The 20,469-nt window shown below is 70.7% G+C and carries 20 protein-coding genes and 6 tRNA genes; 9 read left to right on the top strand and 17 right to left on the bottom strand.

From position 1 onward, the window contains the following. Positions 1–13: 13 nt before the first annotated feature. The 5 genes from ACFYXF_RS45780 to ACFYXF_RS45760 all read right to left on the bottom strand — a co-directional run bounded on the left by ACFYXF_RS45780 (position 14) and on the right by ACFYXF_RS45760 (position 3,634). Positions 14–1,300, bottom strand: a complete 1,287-nt coding sequence (locus tag ACFYXF_RS45780; protein ID WP_389359156.1) for an ABC transporter substrate-binding protein — start codon at positions 1,298–1,300, stop codon at positions 14–16. A gap of 999 nt (positions 1,301–2,299) precedes the next feature. Beyond that, positions 2,300–2,656 carry a hypothetical protein gene (locus tag ACFYXF_RS45775; RefSeq protein WP_389359154.1) on the bottom strand — a complete coding sequence of 119 codons (357 nt, stop codon included), beginning with the start codon at positions 2,654–2,656 and terminating at the stop codon, positions 2,300–2,302. After that, positions 2,643–2,831 (bottom strand): hypothetical protein, encoded by a 189-nt coding sequence (locus ACFYXF_RS45770; protein ID WP_389359152.1) that lies wholly within the window; start codon positions 2,829–2,831, stop codon positions 2,643–2,645. Before ACFYXF_RS45770 ends, ACFYXF_RS45775 begins: the two co-directional genes overlap by 14 nt. Before the next feature lie 223 nt (positions 2,832–3,054). Then, positions 3,055–3,126 (bottom strand) — tRNA-Val (locus tag ACFYXF_RS45765). A 55-nt stretch (positions 3,127–3,181) separates the two neighbouring features. Then, positions 3,182–3,634, bottom strand: coding sequence for a TIGR02611 family protein (locus ACFYXF_RS45760; RefSeq protein ID WP_369034340.1), 453 nt, complete (start codon positions 3,632–3,634; stop codon positions 3,182–3,184). Positions 3,635–3,825: 191 nt separating this feature from the next. Between ACFYXF_RS45760 and ACFYXF_RS45755 the strand changes: the two genes are divergently transcribed. Together ACFYXF_RS45755 and ACFYXF_RS45750 are read left to right on the top strand one after the other, a co-directional pair. After that, positions 3,826–4,239, top strand: coding sequence for an SsgA family sporulation/cell division regulator (locus tag ACFYXF_RS45755; RefSeq protein ID WP_004002642.1), 414 nt, complete (start codon positions 3,826–3,828; stop codon positions 4,237–4,239). Between the two features lie 291 nt (positions 4,240–4,530). Beyond that, positions 4,531–5,088 carry a CGNR zinc finger domain-containing protein gene (locus ACFYXF_RS45750; RefSeq protein ID WP_389359150.1) on the top strand — a complete coding sequence of 186 codons (558 nt, stop codon included), beginning with the start codon at positions 4,531–4,533 and terminating at the stop codon, positions 5,086–5,088. Positions 5,089–5,168: 80 nt separating this feature from the next. Here the strand turns inward: ACFYXF_RS45750 and ACFYXF_RS45745 are convergent, their stop codons facing one another. Next, positions 5,169–5,321 carry a hypothetical protein gene (locus ACFYXF_RS45745; RefSeq protein WP_369034270.1) on the bottom strand — a complete coding sequence of 51 codons (153 nt, stop codon included), beginning with the start codon at positions 5,319–5,321 and terminating at the stop codon, positions 5,169–5,171. A 181-nt stretch (positions 5,322–5,502) separates the two neighbouring features. After that, positions 5,503–5,958 carry a hypothetical protein gene (locus ACFYXF_RS45740; RefSeq protein ID WP_389359148.1) on the bottom strand — a complete coding sequence of 152 codons (456 nt, stop codon included), beginning with the start codon at positions 5,956–5,958 and terminating at the stop codon, positions 5,503–5,505. 199 nt (positions 5,959–6,157) lie between these two features. On the opposite strand from ACFYXF_RS45740, the gene ACFYXF_RS45735 reads away from it, so the two are divergent. After that, positions 6,158–6,703 carry a DsbA family protein gene (locus ACFYXF_RS45735; RefSeq protein WP_389359146.1) on the top strand — a complete coding sequence of 182 codons (546 nt, stop codon included), beginning with the start codon at positions 6,158–6,160 and terminating at the stop codon, positions 6,701–6,703. 39 nt (positions 6,704–6,742) lie between these two features. Here the strand turns inward: ACFYXF_RS45735 and ACFYXF_RS45730 are convergent, their stop codons facing one another. From ACFYXF_RS45730 to ACFYXF_RS45720, 3 genes are all read right to left on the bottom strand, one after another. Continuing rightward, positions 6,743–7,567 (bottom strand): GNAT family N-acetyltransferase, encoded by an 825-nt coding sequence (locus ACFYXF_RS45730; protein ID WP_389359144.1) that lies wholly within the window; start codon positions 7,565–7,567, stop codon positions 6,743–6,745. A 74-nt stretch (positions 7,568–7,641) separates the two neighbouring features. Then, positions 7,642–8,463, bottom strand: a complete 822-nt coding sequence (locus tag ACFYXF_RS45725) for an aminotransferase class IV (protein WP_389359142.1) — start codon at positions 8,461–8,463, stop codon at positions 7,642–7,644. Further along, entirely contained in the window at positions 8,460–9,524 is a 1,065-nt protein-coding gene (locus tag ACFYXF_RS45720; protein WP_389359140.1) for a chorismate-binding protein, read from the bottom strand. The genes ACFYXF_RS45725 and ACFYXF_RS45720 overlap by 4 nt, the downstream gene beginning before the upstream one ends. Before the next feature lie 155 nt (positions 9,525–9,679). Between ACFYXF_RS45720 and ACFYXF_RS45715 the strand changes: the two genes are divergently transcribed. The 5 genes from ACFYXF_RS45715 (at position 9,680) to ACFYXF_RS45695 (ending at position 10,151) form a co-directional block, all read left to right on the top strand. Then, a tRNA-Gly gene (locus ACFYXF_RS45715) sits at positions 9,680–9,752 on the top strand. A gap of 39 nt (positions 9,753–9,791) precedes the next feature. Further along, a tRNA-Cys gene (locus ACFYXF_RS45710) sits at positions 9,792–9,865 on the top strand. A 1-nt stretch (position 9,866) separates the two neighbouring features. Further along, a tRNA-Val gene (locus tag ACFYXF_RS45705) sits at positions 9,867–9,938 on the top strand. Between the two features lie 35 nt (positions 9,939–9,973). Beyond that, positions 9,974–10,045, top strand: a tRNA-Val gene (locus tag ACFYXF_RS45700). Positions 10,046–10,079: 34 nt separating this feature from the next. Beyond that, positions 10,080–10,151 (top strand) — tRNA-Val (locus ACFYXF_RS45695). A gap of 68 nt (positions 10,152–10,219) precedes the next feature. Here the strand turns inward: ACFYXF_RS45695 and ACFYXF_RS45690 are convergent. From ACFYXF_RS45690 to ACFYXF_RS45675, 4 genes are all read right to left on the bottom strand, one after another. Beyond that, positions 10,220–10,519: a zf-TFIIB domain-containing protein gene (locus ACFYXF_RS45690; RefSeq protein WP_389359138.1), complete on the bottom strand. Its 300-nt coding sequence runs from the start codon at positions 10,517–10,519 to the stop codon at positions 10,220–10,222. A 129-nt stretch (positions 10,520–10,648) separates the two neighbouring features. After that, a complete protein-coding gene (locus ACFYXF_RS45685) occupies positions 10,649–11,611 on the bottom strand; it encodes an aminoglycoside phosphotransferase family protein (protein ID WP_389359136.1) in 963 nt (320 codons plus the stop codon). Between the two features lie 328 nt (positions 11,612–11,939). Further along, positions 11,940–12,149, bottom strand: coding sequence for a hypothetical protein (locus ACFYXF_RS45680; RefSeq protein WP_053740242.1), 210 nt, complete (start codon positions 12,147–12,149; stop codon positions 11,940–11,942). Between the two features lie 240 nt (positions 12,150–12,389). Then, positions 12,390–12,623, bottom strand: coding sequence for a hypothetical protein (locus ACFYXF_RS45675; protein ID WP_081223398.1), 234 nt, complete (start codon positions 12,621–12,623; stop codon positions 12,390–12,392). 196 nt (positions 12,624–12,819) lie between these two features. Between ACFYXF_RS45675 and ACFYXF_RS45670 the strand changes: the two genes are divergently transcribed. Beyond that, on the top strand, positions 12,820–14,223 hold the full coding sequence (locus tag ACFYXF_RS45670) for a serine/threonine-protein kinase (protein ID WP_389359133.1): 1,404 nt from the start codon (positions 12,820–12,822) through the stop codon (positions 14,221–14,223). Positions 14,224–14,294: 71 nt separating this feature from the next. Here the strand turns inward: ACFYXF_RS45670 and ACFYXF_RS45665 are convergent, their stop codons facing one another. The 3 genes from ACFYXF_RS45665 to cobT form a co-directional block, all read right to left on the bottom strand. Beyond that, positions 14,295–15,113 carry a TrmH family RNA methyltransferase gene (locus ACFYXF_RS45665; RefSeq protein ID WP_369034278.1) on the bottom strand — a complete coding sequence of 273 codons (819 nt, stop codon included), beginning with the start codon at positions 15,111–15,113 and terminating at the stop codon, positions 14,295–14,297. 65 nt (positions 15,114–15,178) lie between these two features. Next, positions 15,179–16,411: a uroporphyrinogen-III C-methyltransferase gene (cobA, locus tag ACFYXF_RS45660; RefSeq protein ID WP_389359131.1), complete on the bottom strand. Its 1,233-nt coding sequence runs from the start codon at positions 16,409–16,411 to the stop codon at positions 15,179–15,181. A 199-nt stretch (positions 16,412–16,610) separates the two neighbouring features. Continuing rightward, positions 16,611–20,279 carry a nicotinate-nucleotide--dimethylbenzimidazole phosphoribosyltransferase gene (cobT, locus tag ACFYXF_RS45655; RefSeq protein ID WP_389359129.1) on the bottom strand — a complete coding sequence of 1,223 codons (3,669 nt, stop codon included), beginning with the start codon at positions 20,277–20,279 and terminating at the stop codon, positions 16,611–16,613. Positions 20,280–20,469 lie beyond the last annotated feature (190 nt).

The following is a 20,469-nucleotide window of genomic DNA, read 5'->3' as shown; positions in this document are numbered from 1 at the left end:
GTCGTACGTCCCCTCAGCCCGCGAACGCGGCCTTGGCCTCGCTGAACAGCGCTTTCGCACCGTCGGCCGGCTTGGTCTTGCCCTGGGCGATCTCACCGCCGATACGCAGGAAGGCCGCCTCGATGACGTCCGCGCCGGAGGGGTGCGGGGTGATCTTCCCGAGGACGCCGGCCTTGGCGACCTCGTCCTCGTAGGCCGCGACGCCCTTGTTGTTGGGGTCGGTCGGCTTGAAGGCGGCGTACTGCTCGGTGGTGGCGAGGATGCCTCGGTCGTAGCCCATGATCTTGCCGACCTCGGGGTCGTGGACCATGAAGTCGATGAACTGGGCGACCTCCTTGGGGTGCTTGGTCCCGGAGAAGCCGCTGAGCATCAGCGAACCGAGGTACTGGCCGGTGTCCTTGCCGTCCGTGGTGGGGATCGGCGCGAGCCCGTAGTCGGACTCTCCCTCGCCCTCATAGCGGATGGAGAAGTTGTCCCAGGTGAATTCGGACGCGGCGAGCCCCGCGGACAGGCCGGACTTGGGCTTGACCTGCTCGATCTTCTTGGGGTCGGCGACTAGTCCGGACTTCACGCGCTTGTAGCCGTCCGCCCACCACTGCGTCAGATCGTCCTCGGTGAAGCCGAGGTCGGAGTCGGTGAAGAAGGCTTTGCCGTTCTGGCGCAGATAGAGGTCGTAGAGGTACATGATGGAGAAGTAGCCGGTGTCACCGGCGATCTTCAGCTTGTCCTGGATGGTCTGCAGCGCGGCGAAGTAGTCGTCCCAGGTCCAGCCGAACTTCGCCTCCACGCCCGCCTTCTCGAAGGCCTTGGTGTCGATGACGAGTGCCATGGTGTTGGCGCCGACGGGTATGCCGATCTGCTTTCCGTCGACCTGACCGTTCGCCAGAACTCCGTTGCGGAAGTCCTCCAGGCTCAGATTCCCGGCGTCCGCCTGCGTCTTGAGATCCATCAGAACACCGCGCTTGTCGTACTTGCGCAGGAAACCGACCGCATTCTGGAAAACGTCCGGGGGATTACCGCCGGAGGCCTGGGTCTGGAACTTCTCCCAGAATGCTTCGTAGTCGGTGAATTCGGGCTTGATCTTAATCTTCGGGTACTTCTTCTCGAAGAGCGCGATCGTCTTCTTGATGGCGATGGTGCGCGGTTCGCCGCCCCACCACGCATAACGGAGCGTCACATTCCCGTCCCCGGCCCCGCTGTCGCCACCGCACCCGGTCGTCGCCGCGAGCCCCAGCGCGGCCGCCGAGGCTCCGGCCACCTTCAGGATCGTCCGTCTCTCAACATTCCCGTTCTTAGGCACAGTCGGGCCCTCCCCGCGACGTCGTTGGCGCCTGCGTGAATCGTTTCAAGTAAGCGCTTGCTGGCACAAGTTACGGAGGGGCTCGGAGTGCGTCAATGATTCGGACAGGAATTTTCTGTGAGCGGGCTGCGCGGGGTCGGGGCGCGAGTCGACTCGCGCCCCGGGCAAGGGGGTTGATGTCGCAGGTGAGGCGGGTGGGGTCGGCGGGTCGAACATCGGCGGGTGGCCGATGTTTATTTGGGGCGGGGCCTAAATGCGCCTACCGGGTGGGGAGTTGGCGTCGGAGGGGGGTGACTGTCGAAGGGAGGTGGGTTGTGGATCGACGGGGGTGGGTGGGGGGCTGTCGGAGGGGTCGGGGTGGGCCTGATGAGAGGTTCGGAGGGGTTCTGGTGAGGGGCCAGGTGGGGGCTGGCGGAGACCTGGCGGGGGTCGCCAAGGGGGGCGAGGGGTGTACGGAGGGTTCCGAGGATGGTGACGGGATGTGCTGGGGCGGTACCGGGGGTGAGGCGTGGTCGGGGGCTGGGGGTGGTACCGGGGGCGGGGCATGGTGGGGTGCTGGGGCCGGCCCGGGGGCCGTGCACGGCGGGGTGCCGAGACGACCGCGGGGACGGGGCGTGGCCGGGTGCGGGGACAACCCCGGGGACGGCGCACGAGAGCCTGCCCGGGCGGGTGTCGGAACAGCCGCGAGGACAGTGCACGAGAGCGTGCCCGGGCGGGTCCCAGGGGCGGTGCGCTGGAGAGCACCAGCATGCCTTCGCCGCCGCGCAGGCCGCCTAGGAGGCGGCGGAGCAGGGCAGGTGGCAGGCATGGCTGTACGTCGAGGCCGCGCTCCGGAGGAGGCGTGGGGCGGAGCCGGGAAGGGGTGCGTGGGGCGCAGCTGGACAGGCAGGCGCGGGCCGAGCCGGAGCGGGCGCGCGGGCGAAGCCGGTCGGGGATTCACAGGTGGGACAGCCAGGATTTCGCGGGTGGTGTCGATCGAGGACTCGCTGGCGACGCCGGTCAGGGCTTCGCAGGAGCCGCCAGCCAAGGCTCACTGGCCACGCCTGTCAGGGCTTCGCGGGTGGCGTCGACCGAGAACTCGCAGGTGAAACCGGTCAGAGCTTCGCAGGCGCCACCGACCGAAGACTCACTAGCGAAGCCGCCCAGAGCTTCGCAGGCGCCACCTACCGAGAACTCGCAGGTGAAACCGGTCAGAGCTACGCAGCCGCCACCGACCAAGGACTCACTGGCCACGCCGGTCAGGGCTTCGCGGGTGAGGTCGACCGAGAACTCACAGGTGAAACCGGTCAAGGCTACGCAGACGCCACCGACCAAGTACGCCTGGGCTCCGCCCATCAGGGATTCAGGCACCACCAACCGAGGACTCTCCGGCGGAGCCGGTCAGGGTTACACGCGTACCGCCGATCGAGGACGCCCAGGTGCCGCCCATCAGGGCTTCGCAGGAGCCGCCGCCCCAAGGGTGCGCCAACCAGTCCCACCAGCACCGGAACCGCTCCAGGGCGGCCCCCGGGCCCACCAGGAGGCGAAGCACCCGGGCCTCCGACCGGCGGCCAGTCACCGGTCGCCGGTGACGCTCAGCCACAAGTCCCCCGAGACGCCCGACGATGCCCACGCCGGACACCCGGCCCGCAGCCCGCAGCCCGCAGCCCGCAGCCCGCAGCCCGCAGCCCGCAGCCCGCGCGGGAACGACCCGCGGAAACGACAAATGCGGTCCGTGGCCACGTTTTCGTGGACACGGACCGCACTCGATCCGGTGGGCGATACTGGGTTCGAACCAGTGACCTCTTCGGTGTGAACGAAGCGCTCTCCCACTGAGCTAATCGCCCGGACGCAGGGAGAACATTACCCCATGTCACGGGGTGCGCCGGACATGGAGCCGGATCACTGGTCCTTGATCTTCCAGGGCATTTCCAGCCCGAACTTCCATACGTAGATCCCGACGAGAACCGCGATGATCACGAGACCGATCGTCGTCAGGATGATGTTGCGGCGGCGCACCTTGGGGTCGAGCGCACGCTGTGTCGCCTCGGTGACCTTGCGCTTCGTCCAGCGCAGCACCAGCTGGGCCCAGACGAACTCGGTCGCCCAGATCGCCATACCGCCGAAGATCACCAGCCAGCCCGGCCCGGGCAGCGGCAGCATGACCACGCCGGCACCCACCACGGCGAGGCCCACGACGAATACGCCGACCTGCCAGCTCATGTGCAGCATGCGGCGTGCTTTGACGAATTCCGGCGCTCTCGAACCCAGCTCCCGCTCGGCCGCGGTCTCACCGGCCCCGGTCTCATCTGGTGCCACGGCAACCTCGCCAGGCTTGTCACTCCCCGTATTCATACGACCAAACCCTACCCGACGGAAACCGGTCACCGGAATGGTCGTAGCCGACGAACCGGTTCTCGGCCGGAAGAGTTACGTAAAGACACGCAAAACACTCAGAGGGGTTTACAACGGCACCGTAGGTGGCATGTCGATTTCGCCGACGTGCGAATCCCCGAGCGCACACTGAGCGAAAGGCCTTGGCGCTTATGAACACCACGGTCAGCTGCGAGCTGCACCTGCGCCTCGTTGTGTCGAGCGAGTCCTCACTGCCCGTTCCCGCAGGACTGCGGTATGACACGGCCGATCCCTACGCCGTGCACGCCACCTTCCACACCGGAGCCGAGGAAACCGTCGAGTGGGTGTTCGCCCGCGACCTGCTCGCGGAGGGCCTCCACCGGCCCACCGGCACCGGTGACGTCCGAGTCTGGCCGTCCCGGAGCCACGGTCAGGGCGTTGTCTGCATCGCCCTCAGCTCCCCGGAGGGCGAGGCCCTGCTCGAAGCCCCCGCACGAGCCCTGGAGTCCTTCCTGAAGCGAACGGACGCCGCTGTGCCACCCGGCACAGAACACCGCCACTTCGACCTCGACCAGGAGCTGTCCCACATCCTGGCGGAAAGCTAGGACGAGGCCCCCACAGAGCCGCCCGGCGCCGTCCACTCGGGGAGACGGCTCGGGTCAGGACAACCGCATATGGCACACCGCCGCCGCCCCGCGGGTCATCCGTGGGGCGGCGGCGGTGCGTCTGCCTGCCCTTTCATTGCCCTTTCACAGGCGACCACTCCGACCTCCCCGCCCCTCCCCCGCCCCTCCCCCAAGGCCGACGGCCACCTCCGTCGCTGTGAGCCATTACCATCGGCCAGCATCGGCGGGCGGGTGCCCGCCCGACCGCCCAGGCAGGCCAGGGAGAGCAACGTGCTGATCACCCACGACACCCGGTGCGCCCTCGACACCGTGGTCGATCTGGTGAACACCGTGCCGGACGACGACACGACGGACGGGCTGCCCGATGTCGACGCGCTCGCAGATTTCGTACGAAAGCACGACATAAGCGAAGTCGGCACACTCTCGGAGATCGATCTCGCCGCCGTGCGCAGGATCCGTGGCCGGTTCGCCGGAGTCTTCGCGGCCCAGGACGCCCGGACCGCCGCCGCGCTCATCAACGAGCTGGTCGCCGCCGCGGGCACCACGCCCCGGCTCACCGACCACGACGGCTACGACTGGCATGTGCACTACTTCGCCCCCGGCGCGTCCATCGCCGACCACCTCGCCGCCGACTGCGGGATGGCTCTCGCGTTCTTCGTGGTCGCCGGTGAGCAGGAACGGCTGCGGCGCTGCGAGGCCCCGGACTGCCGGCGCGCCTTCGTCGACGTCTCCCGCAACCGGTCCCGGCGGTACTGCGACAGCCGCACCTGCGGAAACCGGCTCCATGTGGCCGCCTACCGGGCGCGCCGCAAGGAGTCGACGGGCTGACGGGCCCCGAAATCCAAGTGCGGAAAGTCTGGTGCTGACGCAGCCCCCGGCGGGTGACGCCGGGGACTGGCGTGTACAGCTCACAGCAACAGCAGATCATGCAACGAAGCCATGAGCAGCAGACACCCGATCACCGCAAGGAAGATCATCAGCGGTGGCTGGGAAAGGGCGAAGAGGCACCCGCGCGGCTCGTCATTCGGCGGCGCGGCCTCGCTCTGTGTTGTGTCCAGCATCTCGTCGCGATGATGACGCAGCCGAGACCCTCTACGCGATCAACACACCCGGAATGTGCGGTAGTTCGCCGAATTCCGTAATGTCCGCAGCGCGTCATGATCACTTCCGAGCGACCTCCGTCGCCTCCCGGCCGATTGTGTCGTTTCAGTACGCCATCACTGCGTCAGTCGCCGCGCTTCGTCATATGCCGTGCTTCTTGAGGATCGCCTCGATGTCGCTGAAGTCGTCCCCCGCGCCACCGCCGCGCTGCTTGGCCGCGGGCGGGGCCGCCGGGCGGGAGGCCTTGCCCCGCGCCTGCCCCAGCGAGGGCGCCGAGGCCGCCGGAGCCACCGCCTCACGCTGCGCGGCCCGCGCTTCTCTGCGTTCCTGTCGGCCGCCGCCCCTGCGCCGCTCCACCGCGCGCGTGGTCACGAAGAGCAGCCAGGCGCCGCCGAGCACAACGAAGCCCGCCCAGGCGGTGGGGCTGAAGGCGGTGTCGGCCAGCCAGCCGACCACCCCGGTCATCACCAGGCCGACAGGCACCAGTGAGTAGGCGGCGATACGGGCGGCCGCGAGAAAACGCTTGCGGTACGCCGTGACCACCGCGATGCCCAGGCCGGCCGCGGAGACGGCGGAACAGACGGTCTCGGCAATCATCCGGTCCTCCAGGCAGGGTTCGGTCGCACGGATGCGCGGTTCGCTCGCACAGGTGCGCTTCGTCCCTTCCATCCTGCACCGCCCGGACCCCCGGATGCCATGCCCCGGCCCGACATCAGGGACATCTCCGGGTCGCCTCCTCCACAGGTCCCGGTCCCCTCGTACGACGGCCACGGTCACGGCTGGGAAACTGGTGCCCATGAGCGACTCCTCCCCCGTGCCCGCCGGCACTCCTGCCCCAGCCTCCGCCCCCGTCCTCGAGGTCTGGTGCGAGCTCCAGTGCCCGGACTGCCGCAGCGCCCTGGACGACGTACGCGCCCTGCGGGCCCGCTACGGCGACCGACTGGAGCTGCGGCTGCGGCACTTCCCGCTGGAGAGGCACAAGCACGCCTTCGCCGCCGCGCAGGCCGCCGAGGAGGCGGCGGAGCAGGGGCAGGCGTGGCCGTACGTCGAGGCCGTGCTCGGCCGGGTCGAGGAGCTGGACCGTAGGGGCGAACCCTTCCTGGTCGAGGTGGCCGGTGAACTCGGGCTCGACGCCGAGGAGTTCGACACCGCGCTGATCGACGGCCGGCACATCCTGATCGTCGACGCCGACCAGGCCGAGGGCAAGGCCATCGGTGTGACCGGCACGCCGACGTACGTCATCGCCGGTGAGCGGCTCGACGGCGGCAAGAGCCAGGAGGGGCTGCGGGAGCGGATCGAGGAGATCGTGGACCGGCTGCTGGCTGGGCAGACGGAGGCCTGACACCCACGCCCGTCGAATCTCCCCCGCCTGGGCGTCGGCCTACAGCAGGTCCTTGTACATGTGGTGGGTGATGGTCTCGTAGCCCAACGACTCGTAGAGCCGTTCCGCCGGGGTGTTGCCCGCGAAGACGTTCAGGGAGATGGCCTGCCGGCCCGCCTCGATCGACTGGGCCTCCGCCAGGAGCATGAGGGTGCGGCCGTGGCCTCTGCCCCGGTGTTCCGCGTCGGCCTCGACCTTGTAGACGAAGGCCCGGCCGTCGCGCGAGCCCAGCCACAGGGTGCCGACCCGGGTGCCCTCGTGTTCCAGGACGCTGAGTGTCACGCCCTCGCTGGCCACGCCGTGCGGCAGCATCCCCTCGTGGTCCCGCTTCGCCTTGGCGTGCGCCTCCGCCTCGGGCACTCCGCGCTGGATCCAGCTCTCCGCATAGTCCAGCCTGCCCGCCGCCTCCCACACCACGAACTCGGCCTCCGTCATGGGCCGGCCACGGCTCCCGGCGGGCAGTTCGGGCGGAGTGGTGCCGAGCGCCTTGTCCATCCGGCGGTTGCGCAGCACATAGCCGAGCGCGGTCGCGAGCCGGAGCGCCGCCGGTACGTCGCCGGGGACCGACACCTCCATGCGCCGACAGCCCCAGCCGCGCGCCACCTCCTCCGCGGCGAGCGCCGCCACCGTGGCCCGACCGCGCCGACGGTCGCGTTCGTCGATACGGAGGTCCAGGATCTTCCCCACCGAGTCCCCGAAAGCGGGATCGGTGCCGAGGTGTACCGCACCGACGGGACGGCTGTTCACGCACACCTGGTAACGGCGTGAACACGCCCCGTCGGCCTCGCGCTGCAGCGGCTCGGTCGGCCGCAGGGTGGTTGTCATCAGGGGTGTTCTACCCGCTCACGAGGCCCACCGTCAGCCTCATTAATGCGGCTTTCCTTGATCCTGCGCCTCGCTCAGGGGTCGAGGTCGTCGCCTGCCCGCTCGTCGAAGACCCGCATCGCCTTGGCCGTCACCGGGCCCGGTACGCCCGGGAGTTGGCGGTCATCGACACGGTGCACGGCCTGTACGTCCCTCAGGGTGGACGTCAGGAAGATCTCGTCGGCGCTTCGGAGGACGTCCAGCGGCAGGTCGGTCTCCTTGGCGCCCGTCCACTCGACGACGAGTGCGCGTGTGATGCCGGCCAGGCAGCCGGAGGCGAGCGGCGGGGTGTGGATCTCGCCGTCCAGGACGACGAAGACGTTCGACCCCGTCCCCTCGCACAGCTGGCCGACCGTGTTGCCGAACAGCGCCTCGGACGCGCCCTGTTCGCGCGCCCTGGCGAGGGCGACGACGTTCTCGGCGTACGAGGTCGTCTTCAGTCCGGTGACGGCGCCGCGTTCGTTGCGCGTCCACGGGACCGTGATCACGGCGGTCGAGTCGGGGCGCCGGGCGGACTCGCCTACGGCGACGACCAGGGTCGTGCCGTGCTCGCCGCGGTCGGAACCGAGGGGGCCGTGGCCGCCGGTGTACGTGATGCGCAGTCGGCCGAGCGGCATCGGACTGGCGTCGAGTACAGCCGTACAGGCGCGGCGGACCTCGTCCAGGTCGGGGTCGGGCAAGCCGAGGCCGCGGGCCGAGCGGGTCAGCCGGTCCAGGTGGCGGGTGAGCGCGAACGGGCGGCCATGGACCGCCTTCACGGTCTCGAAGATGCCGTCGCCCACGGTCAGCCCGTGGTCGAACACAGAGACGCGGGCGGTCTCGATGTCCTGCAGCCCGCCGTCGAGCCAAAGCTTCACGTCAACGATTCCTCTCCACTTCCACTACCGCTCACCTCGTACTCTCCCGACGCTATCGCGAGCAGCCGGGACGCCTTCAGTTCGGTCTCGTGCCACTCCGCCTCGGGGTCCGAACCCCAGGTGATGCCCGCCCCGGTGCCGAAGCGCAGCATGCCGTCGGCCCGGTCGATCCAGAACGTGCGGATACCGACCGCGAGTTCGCCCGTGCCCCGGTCCGCGTCGACCCAGCCGATGCCGCCGCAGTACGGGCCCCGGGGTGCCGTCTCCAGGGCGTCGATGATCCGCAGGGCGCTCGACTTGGGCGCACCGGTGACCGAGCCGGGCGGAAAGGCCGCCGCCAGCAGCTCCGGCCAGCCGGCCCCCGGGCGCAGTTCGCCCCGTACCGTCGACACGAGGTGGACCAGCCCCGGGTGCTTCTCGACGACGCACAGTTCGGGGACGGTCACCGAGCCGGTCGCGCAGACACGTCCGATGTCGTTGCGGACCAGGTCGACGATCATCACGTTCTCGGCGTAGTCCTTCTCCAGGAGATCGGCCTCGGTGCGTCCGGTGCCCTTGATCGGGCCCGATTCGACGGTCCGGCCGCCCCGGCGAAGGAAGAGTTCGGGGGACGCGGTGGCGATCTCGACGCCGTGCGCGGGCAGGCGGATCGTTCCTGCGTACGGTGCCGGGTTGCCGCGGGCGAGCAGCGCGGTGAGGGCGTCCACATCGGCGTCGGGGGCGACGGGCGCGGACAGTACGCGGCAGAGGTTCGCCTGATAGACCTCGCCGGCCGCGATGTGCTCACGGATCCGGCGTACCCCCGCCGTGTACGCGGCGCGGTCGAGGGACGACGTCCAGTCACCGGCGGCCGGGCCACGCCACTTCGCCGGTGCCGGGGTCTGCGCGGGTGCCGGTTCCTCTCGTACGTCCTGGAAGCGGGCGCAGGTCAGGCGGCCCTCGTAGTCCGCGCACACCGCCCAGAAACCGGTGGAGTCGAGAGCCTCGGGGTCGCTGGTGACATCGAGGAGGCCAGTGGCGACGAGGCCGCCGAAGCGGGCGAGAGGAGCGAGATCGGACACACCGCCGAGTCTATGGCGGGTGTCCTGCGGGTGCCCTGACCATGTCTTCGAGCAGGCACACCGCAGCACGCTGCACAAACGCGTTTTTGTACTGGCCCCGGAATCCGCTAGAGTTCAACTCGTCGCCGGGACGCGAGAGCGCACCGAAACGACATGCGGACGTAGCTCAGTTGGTAGAGCGCAACCTTGCCAAGGTTGAGGTCGCCAGTTCGAACCTGGTCGTCCGCTCGCAGGAAGAGGGGGATCTTCCCGAACCCCCGCACTCCTGGTGGAGTGGCCGAGAGGCGAGGCAACGGCCTGCAAAGCCGTCTACACGGGTTCAAATCCCGTCTCCACCTCCAAGGACGATTAGCTCAGCGGGAGAGCGCTTCCCTGACACGGAAGAGGTCACTGGTTCAATCCCAGTATCGTCCACTGGTCCGCAAGGGCCTTGATCCGCAAGGGTCTCCGCGCGATTAGCTCAGCGGGAGAGCGCTTCCCTGACACGGAAGAGGTCACTGGTTCAATCCCAGTATCGCGCACGCAGTAGTCGCGGCTCCTGAGCCGTGGTGCCGAGGACGATTAGCTCAGCGGGAGAGCGCTTCCCTGACACGGAAGAGGTCACTGGTTCAATCCCAGTATCGTCCACATACCGGAAGCCCCCGGCCGTCTCGTACGGTCGGGGGCTTCTTCGTGCTTCCAGCGGCTGGTTCCGGTCAGCTGGAGAACAGCATGTGGCCGAAGCTCTTGTGGCGCTTGCCGCCGTAGTGACCGCCATGGCCGCCGCCGTGGTGACCGCCGTGCGGGGCGCCCCAGGCGGGTGCGGGAGCCGCCGGGTAGGCCTGCGGGGCCTGGGGCGGCGGCGCTGCGGGGCCCGACCACTGGGACTCCACCCGGGTCAGCGCCTCCAGCTCGCCGTAGTCGAGGAATATCCCCCGGCAGCCGCTGCACTGCTCGATCTGGACTCCGTTGCGGTTGTACGTGTGCATCGGGGCGTGGCACTTCGGACACTGCATGCTCGGCTCAACTCCTGCCGGTCGGTGCTGCTTCTAGTTCTGCTTCTGCTTCTCGGTTCTACTTCTGCTTCTTGATCCTGATTCGCTTCTCGCCTGGACAGACTCTGTCCGGCTCCGTGCGGTTGCACCCTACTTCGCGTATTCGTGGGCCAACTCGGGCGGTACGGAACCCATCCGGGCACACGCGTCGACGACGGCCTGCTGTACGTCGTCCAGTGGGCGGTTCGCCGCCGTCGCCTTGACGACGGCCAAGGCCGCCGTCTGCACGGTGAGTGCGCGGGCCGCGATGTCCAGGGCGGGCCAGGGGTCGCCTTCGGCGGGTACGGCCGGGCCGCCCGCCGTGCGGTAGGCGGTCAGGAAGCGGGTCCACTCGTCGGGCGGGAGCAGTCCGCAGGCGTACCAGGCGGCCGGGCGGGCGAGGTCCCAGGTGGGGGTGCCGATCCCGAGGTCGTCCACGTCTATGAGCAGCCAGGGGCCGTTCGGGGCGGGGTGGCGTACCAGTTGGCCCAGGTGGAGGTCGCCGTGGCAGAGGGTTGTGTGGGCGGCTGGTTGGCCTGGGAGGGCCGGCATGGGGGCTTCGTCCTTCGCCCAGGCAGGTAGGGCTGCCCATGCGTGCAGGACTGGTTCGGCGGCCGGCTGAGGGGCGGTGGCCCGGAGGCGGGCGATCGCCCGGGCCGCCTTGGCCGGGCCTCGCATCGGCGGCAGGCCGGGTGGGGCGGGGGTTCGGTGGAGGCGGGCCAGGAGGGTGGCGGCCTCCTCCCAGGGGGCCGCGTCCGGGTCCTCCGGGTCCACCGGGGTGCCGTACGGCCAGAACGTCACGAGTCTGCCGTGCAGGGTGACGGGGGTCGGGGTGAGTGGGGGCAGGAGGATGTCGGGGAGGTGGGTGGCGGTGGTGAGGCGGGTGGTGAGTTCGGTGGGGGTGGTGTCTTGGGCGTGGGCCTTTGCGACGGTGTCGGCGTGGCGGACGACTGTGCCGTCGGGGCGGTCGGCGAGGGTGTCTGCTCCGCAGGGGCAGGTGTCGGTGGGCTTGCGCGTGTGGGCCTTTGCCTTGGCTCGTGCGGTGAGGGCGGAGAGCAAGGGGGTGGCTGTCACGGGGCTCCCTGGGCGCGGTGCGGGTCTGGTCGTGAGGGTACGGCGTTGGGTGCGGGGGGTGTTTTTTCGCCCCCGCCGCCCCTACCCGTCCCATCCCTGGGGGCTGCGCCCCCAGACCCCCGCTGTCGGCCTGAACGGCCTCGTCCTCAAACGCCGGACGGGCTCAAAGATCAAGCCCCGGCCGGGGTTCTGAAAGCAGGCAAAGCAATGCCCGCGCAGCTCCCCAGCTGCGCGGGCATTTTTTGCCGTCCGCCGCACCCCCGTCCCCACGGGGTTTCATGGGTGGATGTCCCCGCCCGGACCGCTCTTCCGGGCCTGGGGTCGCCGCTCAGCGCCCCAGCATCACTCCCACGGACGACGCTTGTGTGACCACTGCTTCCCAGCCGCCGAAGACGACCACGAGCAGGGCTGCCAGGGGAAGGACCATCGCTGTCGCCACCAGGGGGTGGCGCTGGCCCTGTCGGCGCGGGCGGAACGCGGCTACGTACGCCTTGCGTCCCTGGGTGCGGAGCGCCGTCCGCGATGCCGTGTGGGCCATGGTCCCTCTCCTGACCGTTCTCTTGTTGGTTGGCAGCGGCGGGTGTCTGACCTCGGGGGACGAGTGCTGCACCCGCCGCTTGACCTCAAATCTAGGCGGCCGACGGGTACCGGTCGTCATGCCCTCGTACCGATTGCCGGGCCTCCCGGAGGATGACCCGTGACCTGCGGAGTACTCCCCTGGGTGGAGACGGAGTCCTAGGTCTCAGGGTCTTCCCGGAAGGGGTGCCCGGTGTGTCCCCTACTGTTCCGAGCTGTCCTCTCGCGGCACCGGCTGCTCGACCAGTGCCAGGACTCGGGTCGCCATGAAGCGGGCCGTGCGGACGACCGATCCGCTGCGGGTGACTTCGCTCACTTCCACCACACCCCGGCGGACCGCCGTCTCCACCCGACGGCCCGCCCTGCTGGCCACCACCTCATACGTACGTGTCGTGTCCCCGGCATCCACGACTATCTCCACGCGGTCACCCTTCACGGGTCCAATCCCCCTTCTGTGATGGGTGGTTGGGATCACACGCTCCGTCAAGCCGCCCTGTTCGCGCGCTCCCTGACCACCTTTCAAGTCTCCCACCCGGCACTGACAATCCATCGGGACGAGAGGGCGCGGCCTCTGCGCGCACCCGGCCGGGGAAACGTAAGCTGTCGCTCGTCAAACGGACCGGGCAGCGGGGATGAACATGGCGATGATGCGCCTGAGGCGCGAGGACCCGCGCGTCGTCGGCTCGTTCAGGCTTCACAGACGGCTCGGCGCCGGCGGGATGGGCGTTGTCTACCTGGGCTCCGACAAGCGGGGGCAGCGGGTCGCGCTGAAGGTGATCCGGCCCGATCTGGCGGAGGATCAGGAGTTTCGGTCCCGTTTCGCGCGTGAGGTGTCGGCGGCTCGGCGGATCCGGGGTGGTTGCACGGCACGGCTCGTCGCCGCCGATCTCGACGCCGACCGGCCTTGGTTCGCCACGCAGTACGTGCCCGGGCCCTCCCTGCACGACAAGGTGGTCGACGAGGGGCCCCTCACCGCCGCCGACGTCGCTTCGATCGGTGCGGCCCTCTCCGAGGGGCTCGTCGCCGTGCACGAGGCCGGGGTCGTCCATCGGGATCTCAAGCCGTCCAACATTCTGTTGTCCCCCAAGGGGCCTCGGATCATCGACTTCGGTATCGCCTGGGCCACCGGGGCCTCGACGCTGACCCATGTTGGTACTGCGGTCGGCTCGCCCGGCTTTCTCGCGCCCGAACAGGTGCGCGGGGCCGCCGTCACTCCGGCCACCGACGTGTTCTCGCTGGGGGCCACCCTCGCGTATGCCTCGATGGCCGACTCGCCCTTCGGGCACGGCAGTTCCGAGGTGATGCTGTACCGCGTGGTGCACGAGGAGGCCCATCTCCAGGGTGTTCCGGATGCCCTTGCACCCCTCGTACGAGCCTGTCTGGCCAAGGATCCGGAAGAGCGGCCCAGCACGCTCCAACTGTCCTTGCGGCTCAAGGAGATCGCGGCGCGCGAGGCGCAGGGCATGGCTGACGTGCGGCCGCCCGCGCCGCGTTCCGCCGAGGCGGAGCGGCCGACCGGACGACTCACCGAGAGCTATCCGGATCAGCGGCCTCCGTATCACCATCAGACTCAGCCCCACTCGCAGTCGCAGGCCCCTTCCCAGCAGCCTCAGCAGCCTCAGCGGCGTCCGCAGGGGCCTGCCTCGGGGGCTCGTGGGGCTGTGCCGTCGCGGGGTGGTGGCGGGGCTCCTCGGGGGGACAGTCCGTCGCGCAGTGGTGGGGTTTCGCGCGGTGGTGTCTCCTCGTCCTCGTCCCGTTCCGGGGCTCGGCCTGTTCCCGGCTCGCGGAACACGAACCGTCCCGGACCGCGCAGTGGTACGGGGCGGCCGGCGCCGCGTGGCACGGGGACCGGGCGGCGGCCCGCCAATCCTCGGCTGTTGCGGCAGCGGTTGTTCGTGTTCGTTGTCGTCACGCTGCTGGTGGCTCTGGGGATCGCTGCGGCTCAGGGGTGTCAGGGGCCCAGTCGTGGGCTTGGGGACGACGGTGGCCGTGGCGGGATCGGGCAGCGGCATGAGCAGCCGCACTCCGCTGGATAGGCAGTTGTTTGGCTGCCGGCCGGTGGGGGCTTGTCGCGCGGTTCCCCGCGCCCCTTAAGGGGCGCGTCGGCTCAGGGTTGGGGGCGGCCCGTTGCCACCGCGTAGAAGGCGACCGCTGCCGCTGCGCCCACGTTGAGGGAGTCGACTCCGTGGGCCATGGGGATGCGGACCCATTCGTCGGCCGCCACCAGGGCCTGGGTGGAGAGGCCGTCGCCCTCCGCGCCGAGCATCAGGGCTACGCGGTCCATCTTGTGCGGGGCGGTCTCGTCGAGGGTCTTGGCCTTCTCGTCGGGGGTGAGGGCCAGGAGGGTGAAGCCCGCCTCGCGGACCGAGTCCAGGCTCTTGGGCCAGGTGTCCAGGCGGGCGTACGGGACGGAGAAGACCGCGCCCATCGAGACCTTGACGCTGCGTCGGTAGAGGGGGTCCGCGCAGTCCGGGGAGAGCAGGACCGCGTCCATGCCCAGGGCGGCCGCGCTGCGGAAGATCGCGCCGATGTTGGTGTGGTCGTTGACCGACTCCATGACCACCACCCGGCGTGCGGTCTGGAGGAGTTCGTCCGGCGTGGGGAGCGGTTTGCGCTGCATCGAGGCCAGGGCGCCTCGGTGCACGTGGTAGCCGGTGACGCGTTCCGCCAGCTCCGGGCTGACCGCGTACACCGGGGCCGGGAGTTCGTCGATGACGTCGCGCATGACGTCGACCCACTTCGCGGACAGGAGCATCGAGCGCATCTCGTAACCGGCGTCTTTGGCGCGTCTGATGACCTTCTCGCCCTCGGCGATGAAAAGGCCCTCCGCGGGCTCGCGTTTGCGGCGCAGTTCGACGTCGGTCAGGCCCGTGTAGTCGCGCAGGCGCGGGTCGTCGGGGTCCTCGACGGTGATGAGATCGGCCACAGGGGTGATACTGCCTTGTCCTGGGTGCGGTGCCAACGGCTGGGAACGGGTTGTGTTACCGGGGGTTACGTCAACTCCGCGGGGCCTACGTTCACGACCGCGCCGATCACGATCACCGCGGGCGGCTTCACGTCCTGCTTACGGACCGTTTCGGCGACCGTGGCCAGGGTCGCGTCGACCCGGCGCTGGGCCGCCGTCGTGCCCTCCTGGACCAGGGCGACCGGGGTGTCCGGGGACTTGCCGTGCGCGACCAGGGTCTCCGCGATCCGGCCGATCTTGTCGACGCCCATGAGGACGACGAGCGTGCCGGTCAGCTTCGCGAGGGACGGCCAGTCGACGAGGGAGCGTTCGTCGTCCGGGGCGACATGGCCGCTGACCACCGTGAACTCGTGGGCGACTCCGCGGTGTGTGACCGGGATGCCGGCGGCACCCGGGACCGAGATCGAGCTGGAGATGCCGGGGACGACCGTGCAGGCGATGCCCGCCTCGGCCAGCGCCTGGACCTCCTCCATGCCCCGGCCGTAGACGTAGGGGTCGCCGCCCTTCAGCCGTACGACCCTCTTGCCCTGCCTGGCGTGTTCGATCAGCGCGTTGTTGATGGCCTCCTGGGCCATGAAACGGCCGTACGGGATCTTCGCCGCGTCGATCACCTCGACGTGCGGGGGCAGTTCGGCGAGGAGGTCGCGGGGGCCCAGGCGGTCCGCGATGACCACGTCCGCCTCGGCGAGGAGGCGGCGGCCCCTGACCGTGATCAGGTCCGGGTCGCCGGGGCCGCCGCCGACCAGGGCGACGCCGGGGGCGCGGGTGCGGTGGTGGGGTGCGACGAGCGTGCCGTCGCGCAGGCCCTCGACGACCGCGTCGCGGATGGCGGCGGTGTGGCGGGGGTCGCGGCCCTTGGCGTCCGTGGTCAGGACGGCGACCGTGACGCCCTCGCTGTGGCCGGTGGCCGGGGTCCAGGCCGTCGCCGCGTCGGCGTCGTCGGAGCGGACGCACCACACGCGGTGCCGTTCCGCTTCGGCGGAGGCCTGGGCGTTGGCCTGCGTGTCGCTGGTCGCGATCAGGGCGTACCAGGCGTCCGCGAGGTCGCCGTCCGCGTAGGGGCGGCGCTCCCAGGTGAGTTCGCCCGCGTCCGCCATCGCCTCCACGGAGGGGGTTGCCTCCGGGGAGACGAGGAGGATGTCCGCGCCCGCCGCGATGAGGGCGGGGAGGCGGCGCTGGGCCACCTGGCCTGCGCCCAGGACCACCACTCGGCGGCCGGTGAGGCGGAGGCCTACGGGGTAGGCGGGGTGTTCGGCCATGGGGGTGCGGCTCCCTCTTGCGGGTGGTTCTGATCAGGGGCCTGGGGGTTTGGTGTGGGCCCTGACGTGCGCATTTTACGGTGCGGGTAGGTGGGGGCTGGGGTGGGGTTTCTTCTTCCCCAAGCCCACCCCTTCCCGAAACCGGGGGCTTCGCCCCCGGACCCCCTTGTGCGTGCCGGTTCGTGGTCGGCTGTGCCCCCTACTTTTCGGTGACCCCTGCCGAGTCGAACGTCGCCACCTCGTGCATCGCCCTCGCCGTGCTCTGGACCAGGGGCAGGGCCAGCAGGGCGCCCGTGCCCTCGCCGAGGCGGAGGTCCAGGTCGACCAGGGGGCGCAGGCCGAGCTTGTTCAGGGCCGCCACGTGGCCCGGTTCCGCGCTGCGGTGGCCCGCGATGCACGCGGCCAGGACCTCGGGGGCGATCGCGCGGGCCACCAGGGCGGCGGCACCGGCGCTGACGCCGTCCAGGATCACCGGCGTACGGAGTGAGGCACCGCCGAGGAGGAGGCCGACCATCGCCGCGTGTTCGAAGCCGCCGATGGCCGCCAGGACGCCGATCGGGTCGGCCGGGTCCGGCTGGTGGAGGTCGATGGCGCGGCGGACGACCTCGGTCTTGCGGGCGAGGGTCTCGTCGTTGATGCCGGTGCCCCGGCCCGTGACCTCGGCGGGGTCCGTGTCCGTGAAGACCGAGATCAGGGCCGCCGACGCCGTGGTGTTGGCGATGCCCATCTCACCCGTGAGCAGGGCCTTGTTGCCGGCCGCCACCAGGTCGCGGGCCGTCTCGATGCCCACCTCGATGGCCGCCTTGGCCTCCTCGCGGGTCATCGCGGGGCCGGTCGTCATGTCGGACGTGCCCGCGCGGATCTTGCGCGGCAGCAGACCGGGAGTGGCGGGCAGGTCCGAGGCCACGCCCACGTCGATGACGCAGACCTCGGCGCCCACCTGACTGGCGAAGGCGTTGCAGACCGCGCCGCCGCCGAGGAAGTTGGCGACCATCTGGGCCGTCACCTCCTGCGGCCAGGGGGTGACGCCCTGGGCGTGCACTCCGTGGTCGCCCGCGAAGATCGCGACCGCCGCGGGTTCCGGGATCGGCGGGGGGCACATGCGGGAAAGGCCCGACAGCTGCGCGGAGATGATCTCCAGCATGCCCAGCGCGCCCGCCGGCTTCGTCATGCGCTTCTGCCGCTCCCACGCCTCGCCGAGCGCCTTGGCGTCCAGCGGGCGGATGTTGGCGACGGTCTCGGAGAGCAGGTCGTGCGGCTCCTCGCCGGGCAGCGCGCGACGGCCGTACGTCTCCTCGTGCACGACCCACGACAGCGGACGGCGCTTGGACCAGCCCGACTGCATCAGCTCGGGCTCCTCCGGGAACTCGTCGACGTAGCCGACGCAGAGGTAAGCGACCACTTCGAGGTGTTCGGGGAGGCCCAGCGCGCGGACCATCTCCCGCTCGTCGAAGAAGCTGACCCAGCCGACGCCGATGCCCTCGGCGCGGGCCGCGAGCCACAGGTTCTCGACCGCGAGCGCGGAGGAGTACGGGGCCATCTGCGGCTGTGTGTGGCGGCCGAGGGTGTGGCGGCCGCCCCGGGTCGGGTCGGCGGTGACGACGATGTTCACCGGGGTGTCGAGGATCGCCTCGATCTTCAGTTCCTTGAACTGCTTGGCCCGGCCCTTGGGGAGCGACTTGGCGTACGCCTCGCGCTGCCGCGCGGCCAGTTCGTGCATCGTGGCGCGGGTCTCCGCCGAGCGGATCACGACGAAGTCCCACGGCTGCGAGTGGCCGACGGAGGGCGCGGTGTGGGCCGCCTCCAGGATGCGCAGCAGTACGTCGTGCGGGATCGGGTCGCTGCGGAAGCCGTTGCGGATGTCCCGGCGCTCGCGCATCACCTTGAGCACGGCCTCGCGCTCGGCGTCGTCGTAGCCGGGAGCGGCCGGGCCGGTGGACTCTCGTACGTCTTCCACCACGGCCGTGCCCTCTGCGCTCTCTTCGCCCTCTTCCTGGTCGGCGGCCCGCGTCTCCAGGTCCTCCGCTTGCTGTGCCGGCTGTCCGGCATCCGGGTCGGGGGGGGTTTCGGGCTCGTCTGCCACGACCGCGAGTGCCACCGCCGGTTCGGGAGCCAGGGCTTCCGGGGTCTCGGGCTCGGTGGGCTGCTCCGGTTCCGGTTCCGGTTCCGCTTCCGGTTGCGGCTGCGGAGCCTGGAGAACGGGCTCGGGCACGGGTGTGAGCACCGGTTCGTTCTCCTGCGGGAGGACGAGGGGGTGCGGGGGTGTCGGGGCCAGGTGCGGGGTCGTGGGCACCATGCCGTCCACGGGGACGAAGTGGCCCACTGGCTCAGCCGGCGGCTGCGGCTCGGCGAACGGGGTGGGCTCCTCGGCGAGGGCTGTCACGGGCTCCGGCGCGGGGGGCAGGGGCACGATCGGTGCGGCTACGGCTTCGGGTGCCTCGGGGGCACCTGCCTGTACGTCCGCTACATCCGCTGCATCCGCGACTGCGGCCACGGCGGGCTGCGGCTCGGCGAGGGGTTGTTCGGCGTACTCCGGGAGGAGCGCGGGCGCCTCCGCCGGTACGGCCTCGTACTGGGGTTCTGCGGGCGGTGCGGCCTCGGGCACCTGGGCGGCGGCGTCCGTCAGTTGAGACGCCGGGTCCGCGAGGTGGACGACCGGGGGCTCCTCCACGAAGGGCGCGGGCGCGAACTCCTCCACGGGGACACTCGGGGGCACGACGGGAGCACCCGCCTCCACCGCCTGCGGCTCGCTCTCGGGAACGGCCTGCGGGGCGATGAGCGGGGCCGGCATCTGGTGGGCCTCGGGGGCGAACTGTGCCTCCGGCACCATCGGGGGGTCCGGCACGATCTGCGCGTCCGCGACAGCCTGGATGTCCGGTACGACTTGCGCGTCCGGTGCGGGTTCCGCCTCCGGTACGGCTGTCTGGGCGCCCTCGGTCTCCAGCGGGGCCTGCACCGCTTCGGGGGCGATCGGGGCCGCCGGGAGGACGCCACCGACCTCAGGGGTCTCGGCGACGGGGGGTGCCACGGGGGGCTCCGGGAGCGGCGGGACCTCGAAGGCGTACGCGGCGGGCTCGGTGTTCTCGAAGCCCTCGGGGCCCTGACCGGCGTACGCGTCCTCCGGCGAGTGGGCCGGGTGGGCGGCGGGCTCGGGCGTCTCGTACGCGGCCTCCGGAGTTGCCTCCTGGGGTGTCGGTACGGCGTCCGGGGTCTCGGGCAGGGGCTCCGGGGTCGGGGCGGGGATGTCGGACAGAAGCGGAATAACCGTTTCCGCAGGGTGCGCCCCCTCGCTCACCTGCGGGACCGGCGCGGCCTGGACCGCCGTGTGGGTCTGGGTCTGGGCCTGGGCGCCCCAGGGAGCGGCGCCCTGCGGGGCCGGGTCGGCGAGCAGCGGAGGCGCGTCGAGGTACTCGGGGCCGGGAGCCTGCACCGGCGTACCGAACTGGCGTACGGGTGCGGGCATGCCCGCCGGGCCTCGGTCGGCGAGGGAGCGGACCGGACTCGCGGAGGCGTCGGGGGTCGGCGGGCCGAGGTGCAGCGGGCGGCGGGGCGGGATCGGTGCCGTCGCCTGGGCGGTGGTGGCCTGGGTCGCGAGGCGGACGGCGCTCAGGTCGACCGAGCCGCTGTCGCGGCCGCCGGTCTCGTGCGGGCCGGGCTCGTGCACGGCCTCGACGACGGGCGCGGGGGCGGGCGGGGCGACCTCGTTGCCCCAGGCGCTCTGGGCGCCCGGGAGCAGCAGGAGGTCTTCGTCCTCGGCGGTGGTCTCGGAGAGGTAGGTGTACGCACCGTGCGCGGGAACGCCCGGCTGTTCCACCATGCCTGCGTTCTCCGGCAGTCCCTCGGCCGGGACCTGGCCGGTGTCGGTCATGCGAACCCCTCGCCCATCGGTTAGTGCTTCTACGACCAGCTCACCCGGAACGGCGCACCGATCGCCCCGTAGTGAAGAACGAGCATGCGTGCCCAGCGGCACGAACGACCCGCCCCAGAAAGGCGACAAAGCCACTGACTGGCATTGTCGCCATCAACAGGCATTCTTGCGGTCGTTCCGCCGTAGCAGC

Source organism: Streptomyces sp. NPDC002680 (assembly GCF_042889145.1).
GTDB classification, from domain to species: Bacteria; Actinomycetota; Actinomycetes; order Streptomycetales; family Streptomycetaceae; genus Streptomyces; species Streptomyces adonidis.
The sequence above is the reverse complement of the archived record's forward strand: the minus strand, read 5'-3'. Positions and strand labels throughout refer to the sequence as shown.